Origin of the sequence: Microbacterium sp., from assembly GCF_036823965.1 — a bacterium.
Classification (GTDB): domain Bacteria; phylum Actinomycetota; class Actinomycetes; order Actinomycetales; family Microbacteriaceae; genus Microbacterium.
This window is the reverse complement of the sequence record NZ_DAITBE010000001.1, coordinates 544072-559639: the sequence shown is the minus strand read 5'-3', so window position 1 is coordinate 559639 and position 15568 is coordinate 544072. Positions and strand designations below refer to the sequence as shown.

Sequence of the window (15568 nt, the reverse complement as noted above, 5' to 3'; positions counted from 1 at the left end):
AACAAGGTTCGCACACCCCGGGGAAAACACAGCACCCCGGGACATCGTGTCCCGGGGTGCTGTGGAAAAGCTGCGACTCAGCGGTCGCGCTTCTCCTTGATCTTCGCCTTCTTGCCACGGAGCTGGCGGAGGTAGTAGAGCTTCGCGCGACGCACGTCACCGCGGGTGACGACCTCGATGTGGTCGATCACCGGGGAGTGCACCGGGAAGGTACGCTCGACGCCGACCTGGAAGCTGATCTTGCGGACGCAGAACGTCTCGCGAACGCTGTCGCCCTGGCGTCCGATGACGACACCCTGGAAGACCTGGATACGAGAGCGGGTGCCCTCGGTGATGTTGACGTGCACCTTGACGGTGTCGCCCGGGGAGAAGTCGGGGATGTCCGACCGGAGGGAAGCCGCGTCAACGGCGTCGAGGATCTGCATGATCGTCTCTCTCTGCACTCGCCACAGGTCGCATGCATGATGATGGAAGGAACAAGAAAGTGTGTGTGCCGTACGGCGCTGATGCGTCCGCGGGCTCCCCTGTGGCAGAGCCGGTCACGGCACAAAGATCTATTCTGCCATGGATGCGACTGCCGGACAAAACGTCCGGGGATCAGTCCCTGGTGTCGGCCTCTCGCACGACGATGACCTCGTGCGCTCGCGTCGGCGGCACCTGCTCCTCAGCAGTGGGGATCGTCTGCCAGGTGATCGTCTCGCGCAGGCGTGCGCCGCTCCCCTTCGCCTCGTTCCACAGCTGCCACAGCTGCAGCCAGAAGAGACCGAGCCCGGCGACGATCGCCGCGGTCAGCAGCCACCCGAAGGCACCGTCGATGAAGCATCCGACTGCGATCGTGAGTCCGTGCCAGAGCGTGAAACCGGCGACGTCCCACCACGAGACTGCGCGCTCGGCACGCACCGATGGCCGCGAACGGGTGAGCAGCGTGAGCAGGAGCTGACCGACCAGCACAGACGGGATCGCGATGAACAGCACCCAGAGGATCGCCCAACCGCCCTGGAACACGCCCCAGCCGACCAGGAGCCAGAGCGGCAGCAGGAACGCCGCCGGGAGAAGCCAGCGGAAGAACGCCTGTCGCAGCCACATGCTGAAATCGTACGACGCCGTGCTGTGGTCCGCCCCGGTGTTCGCTGTGAGCGCGCGGCGGCCGAGGTCCCGCATATCGGGGAGAATGGTCACGACGAGAGGACACCCGATGATCGAACTGCGCACCCCCGCCGAGATCGAAGAGATGCGCGCTGCCGGACGCTTCGTCGCCGAGACCCTGGCGACGCTTCGCGCCGAGACGAAGGTGGGCACGAACCTGCTGTCGATCGATCGGCACGCGCACGATCTGATCCGCAAGGCCGGCGCCGAGTCCTGCTACATCGACTATCACCCGTCGTTCGGCGCGAGTCCGTTCGGCAAGGTCATCTGCACCTCGGTGAACGATGCCGTGCTGCACGGTCTCCCCCACGATTACACGCTGCGCGACGGTGACCTGGTCTCACTGGACTTCGCTGTCTCGGTCGACGGCTGGGTCGCCGACTCCGCCGTCTCCTTCGTCGTCGGGACGCCGCGGGACGAGGACCTGCGCATCATCGACACCACCGAGCGCGCGCTCGACGCGGCGATCGCTGCGGCGGTCGTCGGCAACAAGATCGGCGACATCTCGGCATCGATCGCCGAGATCGCACACGCAGAGGGCTACTCCATCAACACCGACTTCGGCGGACACGGCGTCGGGCGCACCATGCACGGCGACCCGCACGTCGCGAACGACGGCCGTGCGGGCCGCGGCTTCCCCCTGCGCGCCGGCCTCGTCCTCGCACTGGAGCCGTGGTTCCTGGCGACGACCGACGAGCTCGTCACCGATCCGGACGGCTGGACACTCCGCAGCGTCGACGGCTCCCGCGGCGCGCACTCCGAGCACACCGTCGCGATCACGGCCGACGGTCCGATCATCCTGACGGATCGGTCGTTCCTCGGCGTGGACTGAGCCGGAGGCCCCTGCCATCAGGAGGCGTCGACGCGGTCAGAGCCGTCGATACACGAAGACGTCCGTGACCTGCGGCAGGTCGAGCTCGGTGCACCCTCGGGTGTCGTCGGACGCATCGAGCACGGTTTCCACGGCGTGGAGCATCTCCGCACGACGCTCGTCATCCGCGACCAGGAAGCTGCTGACGGTCCCCCACCGGCGGACGTACGTCGTCCTGGTGATCCGCTCCCGCCATCGCACCGTCTCCTGACGGACGAACTCGAAGCCCGGAAGCTCAGCGGCCGCGCTCGATGTCGTGGCATCCGACTCGCCGACGGCGGGGTGCGCGATGCGATGACACGCCCGGTCCCAGGAGCATGACGGATCCGAGTGGTTCCAGAGCAGGCCGAGCACGCCGCCCGGCGCGAGCACCCGCGCGATCTCCCGGCACGCCGCATCACGGTCGAACCAGTGGAACGCCTGCGCGACGGTCACAGCGTCGATCGAGCCGTCCATCACGGGAATGCGCTCCGCGGATCCGAGCACTGCCTCGACCGTCGACAGATTCCTGCGGAGCACATCGAGCATCGCTTCGGACGGCTCGACCGCGACGACACGTGCAGCGCGAGCGGTCAGCAGTCCGGTGAACTTGCCGGTACCTGCCCCGAGGTCGAGCACCGTGTCGACCGCGGCGGGCAGGATGATCTCCGCAGCGCGATCCGGGAAGCCCGGACGATAGCGGTCATAGTCCGCGCCGATCGACTCGAAGGAGCGTGCGAGCGCGTCATCCACCATGCTTCGACCGTAGCAGCGCACGAAACCGGGGCCCGCGAACGTCCGCTGTGCCATCCTGGGCACATGATTCCGCAGGATCGTCATGTACCGGAGCGTGTGTTCCTGGTGCGTCACGGGCAGACGACCTGGAATCTCGAGCACCGCCTGCAGGGGCAGCTGGACTCTCCGTTGACTGCGGACGGTATCGCGCAGGCGTCGTCGATGGCCGATCGCCTCGCAGGACTCGGCATCCGCACCGTGTGCTCGAGCCCGCTGGGCAGGGCACTCCGGACCTCGGTGATCATCGCCGAACGGCTCGGCGCCGATCTCATCGAGGTGCCGGAGCTCGCCGAGGTGCATCATGGCGTGCTCGCCGGGATGACCTGGGAGGAGATCGATGCGGCCTATCCCGGCATCCGCGAGGAACGGGCGTCGAACCGATATGGCTGGGCCTTCCCCGGCGGAGAGAGCTATGCGCAGGCACGGGCACGCGCGCGGCGAGCACTGTCGAGCTGTGGCTGGGCAGCAACGGGCCTGCCGCTGCTCGTCAGTCACGAGATGATCGGTCGGATGCTGCGCGCGGAACTGCGCGGGTTGGACGCGCCGGGTGCGCTGGCGCTCCGGCATCCGCACCAGGTCGTGTTCGAGATCGACCATGGCATCGAGACGATGCGCTAATTCGAGCCGATGCGCGCGGCACACGACCCGCGGGACGTCGGTCGTCCCCCGGCCATCCGGCTAGACCGCCTCGTTCTCCGGTGGGAGGAGGTCGGGACGACGGCGACGCGTGCGCTCGATCTGCTGCTCGCGGCGCCAGGAGGCGATCACGGCGTGGTTGCCGCTGAGCAGCACGTCCGGCACTGCATGATCGCGCCAGATCGAGGGCTTGGTGTATGAGGGGTACTCGAGCAGTCCGTCCTCATGCGATTCCTCGACGAGGCTCTCCGGGTTGCCGACAACGCCGGGGATCAGACGACCGATCGCCTCGATCATCGCCATCGTGGCGACCTCGCCGCCGTTGAGCACATAGTCGCCGAGGCTGATGAGTCGAACCTCGCCGAGCGTCGACGCGTAGTCGAACACACGCTCGTCGATGCCCTCGTACCGGCCACAGCCGAACACGAGATGCTCGCGCGTGGACAGATCGCGGGCCGTCGCCTGCGAGAAGACCTCTCCCGCCGGAGACGGGAAGATGATGGTCGGGCGGGAGTCAGCGCTCACCTCATCGAGCGCGAGACCCCAGGGCTCGGGCTTCATGACCATGCCGGCTCCGCCGCCATAGGGCGTGTCGTCGACGGTGCGGTGACGATCGCCGGTCCACTCGCGGAGATCGCGGACGCGCAGATCGATGAGACCTGTGTGCTGCGCCTTCCCCAGCAGGGAGAGCGTCAGACCGTCGAAGTACGACGGGAAGATGGAGAGGACGTCGATGCGCACGAGGGAACCGTACCAGCGGTCACTCGGATGCTGCGGCGTCGGAGGATGCTGCATCCTCGTCGTCCGTCGCGTCCGGCAGCTCCTCGAAGAGTCCGGCCGGCGGGGTCACGATGACCTGGCCGAGTGCGACGTCGACCTTGGGGACGATGGCCTCGACGAACGGGACCATCACCTCGTGCTCGCCGGACTTCACGATGAGCAGATCCTGCGCCGGGAAGTGATCGACGCGGACCACACGACCGATGACGGTTCCGTCACGGACCACGTCGAGGCCGACCAGCTGGTGGTCGAACCACGCGTTGTCCTCGACCTCGTCGTCGTCCTGATCGATCCAGAGGATCGCCCGGACGAGGCTCTCGGCGGCTTCGCGGTCGTCGACGTCGTCGAAGAAGACGACGGGATTGCCGTTCATCACGCGGTACTCGCGCACCGTGACATCCTTGCCGTGCCACGGAGACGCCTCAGGCACCTGCAACGTGAACTCGGCCCCGGTGTGGAAACGCCGCTCGGGGTTGTCGGTGTACAGCTCCAGCTTGAGCGCGCCCTTCAGGCCGTGAGCCTTGACGAGGCGTCCGACACGCAGCTGGTTCTTGCCGTTGGTGCTGTCCTTCTGCACCACGGTCAGTCGTCCGCGACGTCGACGCGGACGCGACGTCCATCGGCGAGGGCCGTGACGAGCGTCCGCAGCGCCTTCGCGGTGCGGCCGCCGCGCCCGATCACACGTCCACGATCATCGGGGTGCACACGCACCTCGAGGAGGTCGCCTCGCGGCGACGTGGATTCGTTGATGCTGACATCCTCAGGGTGATCGACGATCCCCTTGACGATGTGTTCGAGCGCGGCGGCGAGCACGACGGATTACTCCGAGTCGGCGGCGGGAGCCTCAGCGGCCTCCGCGTCAGCGGCGGGAGCCTCCTCAGCGGGGGCCTCCACCTTCTTCTCGACCTTGGGCTTCACGACGGACTTCTTGGAGCCGTCGATCTCGAAGGGAGCCTTGGGCTCCTTGACCTTGAGCGTGGACTTCGCGTCAGCGTCACCCTTGAACTTGCCCCAGTCGCCCGTGATCTTGAGGATCGCGGCGACCTGCTCGGTCGGCTGCGCGCCGACGGAGAGCCAGTACTGCGCCCGCTCGGAGTCGACCTCGATGAACGAGGGCTCCTCGGTCGGGTGGTACTTGCCGATCTCCTCGATGACGCGGCCATCGCGCTTGGTCTTCGAGTCGGCGACGACGATGCGGTAGTACGGCGCGCGGATCTTGCCCAGGCGCTTGAGACGAATCTTTACAGCCACGATTCTCCTGAATTGTGTGGAAGGAAGGAACTGGTCGCCTGGAGCGTGGGGTGCACACCCGGCGGAAGCTCAAAGGGAGGACAACTGCTGGATAGAGGGTCGAGCAGGTCGTCCGACCTTCTATTCTGCCAGATCGGAGGGCCAGGCGCGAAACGTGGCGACACGGCGGTTGCCGCGCGACCGGAGCTGCGTGCCAGACTGTGCTCGTGACGCTCGACTTCGCTCCGTCTGCCCGCTCGACCGTCGGTCTCGAGTGGGAGATCATGCTCGCCGATCCCGTGAGCGGTGACCTGGTCGGTCGCGCGCCGGAACTGCTCGCCGCGCTCGAGGCAGAGAGCGAGAGCGAACGGCACACCGTGACCGGTGAGCTGCTCACGAACACCATCGAGGTGACCAGCGGCGTCGGCGACTCCGTGGCGCACGCGGTCGACGACATCGCGCAGGCGATCACCGCGGTGCGCGCGGCGACAGACCCGGCCGGCATCGAACTGCTCTCCGCCGGCAGTCATCCCTTCGCGCAGTGGTACGAGCAGCAGGTCACCGACAAGACCCGCTATCACACACTCATCGAGCGAACGCAGTGGTGGGGCCGCAACATGATGATCTGGGGCATCCACGTGCACGTCGGGGTCGAGGATGCGACCAAGGTCTTCCCGATCATCAACGCCCTGACGGGCTACCTCCCCCACCTGCAGGCGATCGCCGCCTCGAGCCCCTTCTGGGCCGGTGAGAAGACGGGCTATGCCTCGAACCGCGCGCTGGTGTTCCAGCAGCTGCCGACGGCCGGGCTCCCCTGGCCGCTGCAGGACTGGCCCCAGTTCGAGAGCTACCTCGCCGACATGGTGCGCACCGGAGTCATGGCCGATGCCACCGAAGTGCGCTGGGACATCCGTCCGGCTCCGCGCTGGGGCACCATCGAGGTCCGAGCATGCGACGGCGTCTCGACGCTCCCCGAGCTCGCCGCCATCGCCGCACTCGTGCAGGTGCTGGTCGAGCACTTCTCGCGCGAGCTCGATGCGGGGCGCACCCTGCCGCAGATGCCTGCGTGGTTCCATCGCGAGAACAAATGGCGTGCCGCGCGCTACGGCCTGGATGCCCGCGTGATCGTCGACGACGGCGGTTCCCAGCGTGAGGTGCGCGAGCACCTCGCGCAGACGATCGACGATCTCGCGCCGATCGCGGTCGAGCTCGGGTGCGCCAGGGAACTCGGCAGCATCCACACAACGCTCACGGATGGTGCGAGCTACGCGCGCCAACTGGCCGTCGCCGATGCGACCGGCGGTGACCTGCGCGCCGTCGTGCACCACCTGATCAGGGAGTTCCGCTCAGGTCCGGAGGCGTCGACCGACGAGCCCTGACGCTCAGCTCACCAGCGGGTGTGAGTTCTCGGACCGCACTCGCTTCCTCGAACGGCACCGCGTCCTCCAGCGGCGCTCAGTCCTCGAGCAGCTGCCGCGCGAGGCCCTCGTCGAGCACCACATCCGTGATGAGGTCGGCGGCGATCGCCGCGCGCAGGCTGACGAGCTTCGGGATGCCCGACACGACGCACACCCGACGCGGCACGCGGCGCAGCCGATCCAGCCCCGGCCCGGTGGCTCTCGCGTTCACCCGGATGTCCCGCCAGGATCCGTCCGAGCGGAAGAACACGGTCGCCACGTCTCCGATCGCGTGATCCTCCCGGAGGGAGCGGTAGTCGTCACGACCCAGGTACCCACCGACGTACACACGGCTGGGCACCTCTGCTGCGGGCGACCCGAGGCTGAACACGGCGATGTCCATCTTGGACTGCAGGTCGAGCACGCGTCGCGTGCTGCGCTCCCGCCACATCGCCTCACGGGTCGCCGGGTCGTCGAAGAACGCCGGCACAGGGAACTGCTGCACCTGCGCACCGAACGCGCTGCCGAAGCGCTGCAGGATGTCGCTCGAGTACTCCACCCCACTGGTCTGCGTGTTGCCGGCACCGTTGAGCTGCACGAACGTCGTGTTGTGCGTCTCCTTCTGCGTGAGCCCACGGCTCACCGCACTGATCGTCGACCCCCAGGCGACACCGACGATCATGTTCGAGTCGACGAACTGCGACAGCAGCCTGCCGGCGGTCAGCGCCACGCGTTCGAGGCGTTCGACCTCGCTGACGATCTCGGACATCGGCACGACGTGCGCTGCGACGCGATGGCGATCCCTGATGCGCTGCTCGAGGATGCCGAGTCGCTCGAGGGGCGAATTGATCCGGATGTCGACCAGCCCGCTCTCGCGCGCGTAGCTCAGCAGTCGCGACACCGAGGAGCGCGAGGTGCCGAGCTCCTGGGCGATGACCTCCATGGTCTTGTCCTGCATGTAGTAGAGCTGCGCAGCGGTGAGCGCCGCGATCAGCTTGGCGTCGCGGGATTGCGCACTCACTCCAGCCATGATGACCTCCTCGTTCTCGATCCTTGCACATATGTGCAGTCGACTTGCGCGCAACCAGAGACAGGTCGATGCTGAGGGCAAGCAATGAAAAGAGGTCGAGGATGATCGAGTCGACGCACTCATCACCCGAACGCGCCGCAGTCGGCGCGCTTCGTGAATCCGGACGCACGAGCGTCCTTCTCATCGGCGGCGGGATCAACGGCATCTCGGCGTTCCGTGACCTGGCTCTGCAGGGAGTCGATATCGTCCTCGTCGAACGCGGCGACTTCGCATCCGGCGCTTCCTCGGCATCGAGCCACATGATCCACGGCGGCATCCGCTACCTGGAGAACGGCGAGTTCCGTCTCGTGCGCGAGTCCGTCGAAGAGCGCAACGGTCTGCTGAAGATCGCGCCCCACTACGTGAAGCCGCTGCAGACGACGATCCCGATCTACTCCACGTTCTCGGGCATCCTCTCCGCTCCCCTTCGCTTCCTGACGCACAAGAGCGGGAAGCCCCAGGAGCGAGGCGCCTTCCTGATCAAGGTCGGTCTGACGATCTACGACACGTTCTCGCGCGACGGCGGCTCGGTCCCGCGTCACCGCTTCCTCGGACGCAAGCGCGCGCTCGCAGAGCTGCCGGCACTCGACCCGAACATCAAGTACACGGCGACGTACTACGACGCATCGATGCATGACCCTGAGCGCCTCGCGCTCGACGTGCTGCAGGACGGACTCGCCGCGCACCCCGGCGCCAAGGCCTTGAACTACGTCGAGGCGATCGGTCGTGACGGCGACACCGTGCTGCTGCGCGACCGCGAGAGCGGCACCGAGTTCTCGATCGCCGCCGACGTGGTCGTGAACACCTCGGGCCCATGGACCGACCTGACGAACGACGCCCTCGGCGCCGACACCAGCTTCATGGGCGGGACGAAGGGGTCGCACATCGTGCTCGACCACCCCGAGCTGCTCGAGGCCACCCGTGGACGCGAGATCTTCTTCGAGCACTCCGACGGACGCATCGTCCTGATCTACCCGCTCAAGGGCCGCGTGCTCGTCGGCACCACCGACATCGACGCAGACCCGCGCGAGGTCGCAGTGTGCACCGAGGAGGAGGTCGACTACTTCTTCGATCTCATCCACCACGTGTTCCCGCAGATCGATGTCGACCGCGAGCAGATCGTGTACCGCTTCTCCGGCATCCGTCCGCTGCCCCGTCATGAGGACACCGCCCCCGGGTTCGTGTCGCGCGACTACCGCATCGAGGTCGACCAGAAGGGCGCTGTCCCGCTCGTCAGCCTCGTCGGTGGCAAGTGGACCACGTTCCGAGCGCTCGGCGAGTCGCTGTCCGACATCGTGCTCGGTCTCATCGACCGCACCCGGACCGTCTCGACCGCAGGCCGCGCCATCGGCGGTGGCCGCGACTTCCCCCGCACCGAGAAGGCCAAGCGCATCTGGATCCAGGAGTACCTGCCGGGTGCCGGCGATCGCGCCGAGAAGCTGCTCACCCGCTACGGCACTCGTGCCGCGCAGGTCTGGGAGTACATCGAGCATGGCGACGACGCCCCGCTGGCCGGCGGCGACCTCTCGACGCGGGAGCTCGCGTGGATGGTCGAGAACGAGATGGTCGCGCGCCTGCAGGATGTCATCCTCCGCCGCACGAGCATCGCCTTCATCGGAAACGCCGACGAGCACGTGATCGAGGAGATCGCGGATGCACTGGCGCCGCTGCTCGGCTGGGATCGTGCTCGTCACGATGCCGAGCTCGACCAGACGCGAGAGCTTCTGAACGATCGGCATGGACTTCACCTCTCGTCCCGCGCACGCGGCTGACGAGGGATCCGACCGTCGCCCTCCTTGCGACGCACTCCCAATAATGGGTCAGGGCTGAGGGGCCCTGACCCGCAAGAAAGGTCAATGAAGACATGGCTGATGTCAATCTCGGTCTCTACTTCCTCTCGGAGTTGGTAGGAACGGCGATGCTCGTGCTGCTCGGTTGCGGTGTCGTGGCGAACGTCGCGCTCGCCAAGAACAAGGGCTTCGGTGGCGGCTTCCTGATGGTCAACTGGGGCTGGGGCCTCGCGGTGTTCGCCGGTGTCCTGGTGTCCGCGTACTCCGGTGCCATCCTCAACCCCGCCGTCGGTATCGGTCTGCTGATCTCGGGCACGATCGACTTCCCGATGTTCCTGGTCGCCACCGCCGCTGAGCTGGTCGGTGCCATCATCGGTGCGATCGTCGTCTGGCTCGCGTACAAGCAGCACTTCGATGAGGAGCCGGAGGCCGCCAACAAGCTCGGCGTCTTCTCGACCGGCCCGTCCATCCGCTCCTACGGCTGGAACCTCGTCACGGAGATCATCGGCACCTTCGTGCTGGTCTTCGTGATCGTCGCGTTCGCCGACTACGGCGACATCGAGGTCGGCACCCCCGGAGGCCTCGGACCGCTCACGGCGCTCCCGGTCGCACTGCTCGTTGTCGCGATCGGCGCCTCGCTCGGTGGACCGACGGGCTACGCGATCAACCCTGCACGTGACCTCGGACCGCGTATCGCTCACGCGATCCTGCCGATCAAGGGCAAGGGCTCCAGCGACTGGTCCTACTCGTGGGTCCCCGTGGTCGGTCCGCTCATCGGTGGTGCGATCGCTGCCGCTGCAGCGCCCGTCCTGCTGCACCTCGCCTGAACGACCTGATTTCAAAGGAGAACACTATGGCTGACTACATCCTCGCCATCGACCAGGGAACGACCTCGAGCCGCGCGATCATCTTCGACAAGAAGGGCAGCATCATCGCGACGGGCCAGAAGGAGCACGAGCAGATCCTGCCGAAGGCCGGCTGGGTCGAGCACGACGCCTCCGAGATCTGGCGCAACGTGCAGGAGGTCATCGGTCTGGCGCTGAGCCGCGCCGACCTGACGCGTCACGACATCGCGGCGGTGGGAATCACCAATCAGCGAGAGACTGCTGTCGTCTGGGACAAGACCACCGGCAAGCCCGCCTACAACGCCATCGTCTGGCAGGACACGCGCACGCAGGACATCGTGGATCGTCTGGCTGCTGACGGCGGCGTCGAGCGGTTCAAGCCGGTCGTCGGCCTGCCGCTCGCGACGTACTTCTCCGGCACGAAGATCGCCTGGATCCTCGAGAACGTCGACGGTGCACGCGAGAAGGCCGAAGCCGGTGACCTGATCTTCGGCACCACCGACAGCTGGGTCCTCTGGAACCTGACCGGCGGCGTCGACGGCGGCGTGCACGTCACGGACGTGACCAACGCGTCGCGCACGATGTTCATGGACCTCGAGACGCTCGAGTGGCGCGACGACATCCTCGAGGCGTTCGGCGTGCCGCGCTCGATGATGCCGGAGATCCGCTCCTCCTCCGAGGTCTACGGTGCGGCCGAGGACTCCTCGCTGCTTCGCGAGACGCCGATCGCCGGCATCCTCGGCGACCAGCAGGCGGCAACGTTCGGTCAGGCGGCGTTCCAGAAGGGCGAGAGCAAGAACACCTACGGCACCGGCTGCTTCCTGATCTTCAACACGGGCGAAGAGATCGTCCACTCGAAGAACGGGTTGCTCACGACCGTCGGCTACAAGCTCGGCGACCAGCCGACGCACTACGCGCTCGAGGGTTCCATCGCCGTCACCGGATCGCTGATCCAGTGGCTGCGCGACCAGCTCGGCATCATCTCCTCCGCCCCTGAGGTCGAGGAGCTGGCCGACAAGGTCGAGGACAACGGCGGCGTCTACATCGTGCCCGCATTCTCCGGTCTGTTCGCGCCGTACTGGCGTCCGGACGCCCGCGGTGCGATCGTCGGACTCACCCGGTACGCGAACAAGAACCACATCGCTCGCGCGGCGCTGGAGGCAGTCGCCTTCCAGACGCGCGACGTGCTCGACGCCGTGAACGCGGATGCAGGTGTGGATCTGACCGAGCTCAAGGTCGACGGCGGCATGGTCGCCAACGACGCCCTCATGCAGTTCCAGGCGGATGTCCTCGGTGTGCCGGTCGTGCGACCCGTCGTCGCGGAGACCACCGCACTCGGCGCCGCATACGCAGCGGGCCTCTCGGTCGGGTTCTGGAACGGTCTCGACGACCTGTCCGCGAACTGGCAGGAGGACAAGCGCTGGGAGCCCTCGATGGAGGACGGCGAGCGTGACCGCCAGCTGCGCCTGTGGCGCAAGGCCGTCACCAAGTCGATGGACTGGGTCGACGAAGACGTGAACTGACGTCATCGCAGTGATGAAGGGCGGGTCCGGGAACTTCCCCGGGCCCGCCTTTCGTCGTCTTCGGGTCAGCGTTCGGTGCCGACCTCGAGCAGATCGAGGAATGCGCGCGCGACGTTCCGTGGAGCATGCTCGTGCCAGGCCACGTACTCGATTCGATGCGGGCCGTCCTCGACTGTCGCGGTGACCACGTCTTCGGCAGATGTCGGGACGACGCCGGGGGCAAGCAGCGTGATCGCGAGCCCGGCTGAGACCAGGCCGAGGATGAGCGCGGCGGAGTCCGCCTCGAACGCGACGTCGCGCGCGATCCCGGCAGCGGTGAACGCGACATCGCTCTGCTCGCGACCCGATGTGCCGGTCGGGAAGTCGGCGAAGGTCTCCCCCGCAGCGTCTGCGAGCGCGAGTGCCCGGCGTTCGGCGAGCCGATGCGTCTTCGGCAAGACCAGGACGAGCGCGTCACGGGACAGCACTCGAGACTGCACTCCGCTCGGCGTGCTGCCATCTCGAAGACCCAGCAGGGCGACATCGATCTCGCCTCGTCGCAGCCCTGCGACGAGGTCGTCACTGTTCCCTCCCTGCAGTTCGACCCTGACCTCAGGGTGCGCGGCGCGGAAGCGCGCCAACGCCTTCGGCACGTCGACCGCCGTCACGGTCGGGATGACGCCGAGCCGCAACGTGCCGACCACCCGAGCGTCGGCCGCCGCCGCATCCTCCGCCGCGCGGTCAGCAGCCGCGACCGCGATCCGGGCCTGGATGAGGAACGCCTCGCCAGCCTCGGTGAGCTGCACCCGCCGGCTCGACCGCAGGAAGAGTCGCTGACCGATCTCACGTTCGAGGGCGGCGATCTGGTGACTCAGCGCCGACTGCGTCACGAAGCATCGCTCCGCCGCGCGGGTGAAGCTCGACGTCGAAGCCACCTCGACCACGTAGCGGAGCTGCTGAAGGTCCATCCATCCATGATTGCTGTTCATGGCTGGGATGACAATAATGCGTTGGACTCATGCGCTGAGCGCACTGAAGCTGGAGTCATGAATCCGCTCGCCACCCTGCTTCTCACAGCGCTTGCTCCGATCAGCTGGGGCACGACGTATCTCGTCACCACCGAGCTGCTGCCGCCCGGCCACCCGCTGTTCGCTGGATTGATGCGCGCGCTGCCAGCGGGTCTGCTCGCGATCGCGATCGGTCGCCGCCTTCCGAGCGGCGGGTGGTGGCTGAAGGCTGCAGTCCTCGGCATCCTCAACATCGGCGCATTCTTCCCGTTGCTGTTCCTCGCGGCCGAGCGCCTGCCCGGCGGGGTCGCAGCCGCCGTCGCGGGCGCGCAGCCGCTCATCATCCTCGGGCTCGGAGCACTGGTCCTGCACGATCGGATCCGTCCGCTCACGGCAGCCATCGCCGCCGCCGGCGCCGGTGGGGTCGCACTCGTGGTGCTCTCCCCTGCCGCCGGGATCGACGCCCTCGGGATCATCGCCGCCCTCGGCGGGGTCACCGCCACAGCCGCCGGAATGGTCCTGACCAAGCGGTGGGGCCGCCCTGCAGGCGTCGGCGCCGTCGCATATGCAGGCTGGCAGCTCACCGCCGGCGGACTGTTCCTGCTGCCGCTGACGGCGCTCTGGGAGGGCGTGCCCGCGGAGATCGACCCCGGCGCGGCCCTCGGCTACCTCTGGCTCGGCACGGTCGGCGGCCTGCTCGCCTACACGCTCTGGTTCCGCGGCATTCAGGAGCTGCCGGTCATCGCACCGGGTCTCCTGGCACTGCTCTCACCGGTGGTCGCGACCGTCCTGGGGGCGACGATCGGGGGCGAAACCTTCACCGTGATCCAGCTGATCGGCATCGCCGTCGTGCTGGCAGCGCTGGTCGCGGGACAGATCGTGACCCGCCGGGCCACGCAGGCTCGAACGCACGCGCCGCTCGAGGTTCCGCTGCCGCGCTGAGCGCCCCGGTCAGCTCTTCCCGAAGAGCTTCTGGATCTCGGCGAGTTCCTCTGCGCTCGGGGCAGCCTTGGCACCGCCGCCGAGGCCGAAGCCGGACCCGGTGGGCGTGGTGCTCGCCGCGATACCGGCATTCTCCGCCGCGCGCTTCGCGGGGTTGCCCGAGCGCGAACCTCCCGACGACTTGCCCTTCTTGCCGCGCTTGGACGACGCGCCGGGCCGCCCCATGCCGGGCACGGGGCCCATGCCGGGGATGTTCGGCGTGCCGCCGCGGGCGACCGTCTTCATCATCTTCGCGGCCTGCTCGAAGCGCTGCACAAGCGCGTTGACGTCGGTCACGGTCATGCCGGAACCGCGCGCGATGCGAAGTCGGCGCGAGCCGTTGAGCACCTTGGGATTGCGGCGTTCGCCAGGCGTCATCGAACGGATGATCGCCTCGGTGCGATCGATCTCGCGCTCGTCGAAGTCCTCGAGCTGCTGCTTCATCTGGCCCATGCCGGGGAGCATCCCCAGCATCTTCTTCATCGACCCCATCTTCTTCATCTGCTGAAGCTGGTCGAGGAAGTCCTCGAGCGTGAACTGCTCGGTCGCGAGCTTCTCGGCCATCTTGACGGCCTCTTCCTCATCGAAGGCCTGCTGGGCCTGTTCGATGAGGGTGAGGATGTCTCCGAGGTCGAGGATGCGACTCGCCATGCGGTCGGGGTGGAAGGGCTCGAGGTCCTCGAGGCGCTCACCCGTCGAGGCGAAGATGATCGGGCGGCCGGTGACGGATGCCACGGAGAGCGCCGCACCACCGCGAGCGTCACCGTCGAGCTTCGACAGCACCACACCCGTGAAGTCGACGCCCTCCTGGAACGCCTTGGCGGTGTTCACCGCGTCCTGACCGATCATCGCGTCGATGACGAACAGCACCTCGTCGGGGTCGACTGCCTTGCGGATGTCGGATGCCTGCTTCATCAGCTCGGCGTCCACACCGAGGCGGCCTGCGGTGTCGATGATGACCACGTCGTGCTGCTGACGGCGGGCGTGCTCGACGCCGTCGCGAGAGACCTTGACGGGGTCGCCGACGCCGTTCCCGGGCTCGGGTGCGTAGACCGTGGCACCGGCCTGCTCGGCGACGACCTGGAGCTGGTTCACGGCGTTCGGGCGCTGCAGGTCGGCGGCGACCAGGAGCGGCGTGTGACCCTCGCCCTCGAGCTGCTTGGCGAGCTTGCCGGCGAAGGTCGTCTTTCCCGAACCCTGGAGGCCGGCGAGCATGATCACGGTCGGCGCGGTCTTGGCGAAGCGCAAACGACGCTGCTCGCCGCCGAGGATCTGGACGAGCTCTTCGTTCACGATCTGGACGACCTGCTGGGCGGGGTTCAGGGCCTTGTTGACCTCGTCGCCGAGTGCGCGCTCACGGACCTTGGCAGTGAACTCCTTGACCACGACGAGCGCGACGTCGGCGTCGAGCAGTGCACGACGGATCTCGCGGACTGTGCCGTCGACATCGGCCGCGGTGAGCTTTCCCTTCGTGCGCAGATTGCGGAAGGTCTCGGTGAGCCGGTCGGAGAGCGTGCCAAAGGTAGCCATGGTGCATCGA

The 15568-nt window shown here is 67.4% G+C and carries 17 protein-coding genes; 7 read left to right on the top strand and 10 right to left on the bottom strand.

The features are described from left to right. Nucleotides 1–77: 77 nt before the first annotated feature. Complete coding sequence (gene rplS / locus V7Z82_RS02690; protein ID WP_334147739.1) at nucleotides 78–425, bottom strand: 50S ribosomal protein L19; 348 nt, start codon at nucleotides 423–425, stop codon at nucleotides 78–80. A 172-nt stretch (nucleotides 426–597) separates the two neighbouring features. Continuing rightward, the gene (locus V7Z82_RS02685; protein WP_334147737.1) at nucleotides 598–1086 is read right to left on the bottom strand and encodes an MFS transporter permease; all 489 of its coding nucleotides are present in this window, start codon (nucleotides 1084–1086) and stop codon (nucleotides 598–600) included. 109 nt (nucleotides 1087–1195) lie between these two features. On the opposite strand from V7Z82_RS02685, the gene map reads away from it, so the two are divergent. Next, nucleotides 1196–1978, top strand: coding sequence for a type I methionyl aminopeptidase (gene map / locus V7Z82_RS02680; protein ID WP_334147735.1), 783 nt, complete (start codon nucleotides 1196–1198; stop codon nucleotides 1976–1978). 36 nt (nucleotides 1979–2014) lie between these two features. Here the strand turns inward: map and V7Z82_RS02675 are convergent, their stop codons facing one another. Next, nucleotides 2015–2752 (bottom strand): class I SAM-dependent methyltransferase, encoded by a 738-nt coding sequence (locus V7Z82_RS02675; protein ID WP_334147733.1) that lies wholly within the window; start codon nucleotides 2750–2752, stop codon nucleotides 2015–2017. 63 nt (nucleotides 2753–2815) lie between these two features. Here V7Z82_RS02675 and V7Z82_RS02670 point away from each other — a divergent pair, with 63 nt between their 5' ends. Then, nucleotides 2816–3409, top strand: a complete 594-nt coding sequence (locus tag V7Z82_RS02670) for a histidine phosphatase family protein (protein WP_334147731.1) — start codon at nucleotides 2816–2818, stop codon at nucleotides 3407–3409. A gap of 60 nt (nucleotides 3410–3469) precedes the next feature. On the opposite strand, the gene trmD is transcribed toward V7Z82_RS02670, so the two are convergent. The 4 genes from trmD to rpsP are packed head-to-tail and all read right to left on the bottom strand — an operon-like array spanning nucleotide 3470 to nucleotide 5458. Further along, the gene (gene trmD / locus V7Z82_RS02665) at nucleotides 3470–4168 is read right to left on the bottom strand and encodes a tRNA (guanosine(37)-N1)-methyltransferase TrmD (protein WP_334147729.1); all 699 of its coding nucleotides are present in this window, start codon (nucleotides 4166–4168) and stop codon (nucleotides 3470–3472) included. A gap of 19 nt (nucleotides 4169–4187) precedes the next feature. Continuing rightward, nucleotides 4188–4787, bottom strand: coding sequence for a ribosome maturation factor RimM (rimM, locus tag V7Z82_RS02660; RefSeq protein ID WP_334147727.1), 600 nt, complete (start codon nucleotides 4785–4787; stop codon nucleotides 4188–4190). Between the two features lie 2 nt (nucleotides 4788–4789). After that, entirely contained in the window at nucleotides 4790–5020 is a 231-nt protein-coding gene (locus V7Z82_RS02655) for an RNA-binding protein (RefSeq protein ID WP_045280385.1), read from the bottom strand. A 6-nt stretch (nucleotides 5021–5026) separates the two neighbouring features. After that, nucleotides 5027–5458: a 30S ribosomal protein S16 gene (gene rpsP / locus V7Z82_RS02650; protein WP_045280386.1), complete on the bottom strand. Its 432-nt coding sequence runs from the start codon at nucleotides 5456–5458 to the stop codon at nucleotides 5027–5029. 206 nt (nucleotides 5459–5664) lie between these two features. Between rpsP and V7Z82_RS02645 the strand changes: the two genes are divergently transcribed. Further along, on the top strand, nucleotides 5665–6816 hold the full coding sequence (locus tag V7Z82_RS02645) for a glutamate--cysteine ligase (protein ID WP_334147724.1): 1152 nt from the start codon (nucleotides 5665–5667) through the stop codon (nucleotides 6814–6816). Between the two features lie 76 nt (nucleotides 6817–6892). Here V7Z82_RS02645 and V7Z82_RS02640 read toward each other — a convergent pair whose 3' ends face one another. Then, complete coding sequence (locus V7Z82_RS02640; RefSeq protein WP_334147722.1) at nucleotides 6893–7864, bottom strand: sugar-binding transcriptional regulator; 972 nt, start codon at nucleotides 7862–7864, stop codon at nucleotides 6893–6895. Nucleotides 7865–7965: 101 nt separating this feature from the next. Here V7Z82_RS02640 and V7Z82_RS02635 point away from each other — a divergent pair, with 101 nt between their 5' ends. From V7Z82_RS02635 to glpK, 3 genes are all read left to right on the top strand, one after another. Beyond that, nucleotides 7966–9675: a glycerol-3-phosphate dehydrogenase/oxidase gene (locus V7Z82_RS02635; protein WP_334147721.1), complete on the top strand. Its 1710-nt coding sequence runs from the start codon at nucleotides 7966–7968 to the stop codon at nucleotides 9673–9675. A 92-nt stretch (nucleotides 9676–9767) separates the two neighbouring features. Continuing rightward, nucleotides 9768–10520 (top strand): MIP/aquaporin family protein, encoded by a 753-nt coding sequence (locus V7Z82_RS02630; RefSeq protein WP_334147719.1) that lies wholly within the window; start codon nucleotides 9768–9770, stop codon nucleotides 10518–10520. A 26-nt stretch (nucleotides 10521–10546) separates the two neighbouring features. After that, nucleotides 10547–12061: a glycerol kinase GlpK gene (gene glpK / locus V7Z82_RS02625; protein WP_334147717.1), complete on the top strand. Its 1515-nt coding sequence runs from the start codon at nucleotides 10547–10549 to the stop codon at nucleotides 12059–12061. A gap of 65 nt (nucleotides 12062–12126) precedes the next feature. Here glpK and V7Z82_RS02620 read toward each other — a convergent pair whose 3' ends face one another. Beyond that, nucleotides 12127–13008 carry a LysR family transcriptional regulator gene (locus tag V7Z82_RS02620; protein ID WP_334147715.1) on the bottom strand — a complete coding sequence of 294 codons (882 nt, stop codon included), beginning with the start codon at nucleotides 13006–13008 and terminating at the stop codon, nucleotides 12127–12129. A gap of 78 nt (nucleotides 13009–13086) precedes the next feature. Here V7Z82_RS02620 and V7Z82_RS02615 point away from each other — a divergent pair, with 78 nt between their 5' ends. After that, entirely contained in the window at nucleotides 13087–13989 is a 903-nt protein-coding gene (locus V7Z82_RS02615) for an EamA family transporter (protein WP_334147712.1), read from the top strand. Nucleotides 13990–13998: 9 nt separating this feature from the next. Here the strand turns inward: V7Z82_RS02615 and ffh are convergent, their stop codons facing one another. Then, nucleotides 13999–15558, bottom strand: coding sequence for a signal recognition particle protein (ffh, locus tag V7Z82_RS02610; RefSeq protein WP_334147710.1), 1560 nt, complete (start codon nucleotides 15556–15558; stop codon nucleotides 13999–14001). Between the last annotated feature and the right edge of the window lie 10 nt (nucleotides 15559–15568).